This is a genomic window from Campylobacter sp. 2018MI10, assembly GCF_018501175.1.
Classification (GTDB): domain Bacteria; phylum Campylobacterota; class Campylobacteria; order Campylobacterales; family Campylobacteraceae; genus Campylobacter_E.
Window position 1 is genome coordinate 1 of the sequence record NZ_JAHCZD010000105.1, and the last position, 422, is coordinate 422.

Sequence of the window (422 nt, forward strand, 5' to 3'; positions counted from 1 at the left end):
CTTTAGCAGCAGTTGATGGACGCAAACTTGGCGTTAAAGCAAATAAAGAAGGTGCTAAAAAAATCGCTGCTGAATTTGCTAAAACTTTAAAAGCTAAAAAGATAGAACAAGCTGTTTTTGATAGAAATGGTTATGTATATCATGGTGTTATCGCAGCATTGGCTGAATCTTTAAGAGAAAATGGCATTAGGCTATAAGGGGTAAATCGATGGAAAAATATAATAGAGAAGAATTTGAAGAAGTAATTGTTGATATCGGTAGAGTTACAAAGGTTGTTAAAGGTGGTAGAAGATTTAGATTTACTGCTTTAGTTATCGTTGGAAACCGCAAAGGTTTAGTAGGTGTTGGTTATGGTAAGGCTAAGGAAGTTCCAGATGCCATCCGTAAAGCTGTTTACGATGCGTTTAAAAATATCGTTGAAG

General features: G+C 35.3%; 2 protein-coding genes. Both read left to right on the forward strand.

The window, feature by feature from the left end; translation table 11 throughout:
• Positions 1 to 197: 50S ribosomal protein L18 (locus KJR01_RS09875; protein WP_284467028.1), on the forward strand; the 197-nt coding region annotated here is incomplete at its 5' end.
• A gap of 11 nt (positions 198 to 208) precedes the next feature.
• The coding region (locus KJR01_RS09880) for an uS5 family small ribosomal subunit protein (protein WP_502756457.1) at positions 209 to 422 on the forward strand (214 nt) is incomplete at its 3' end.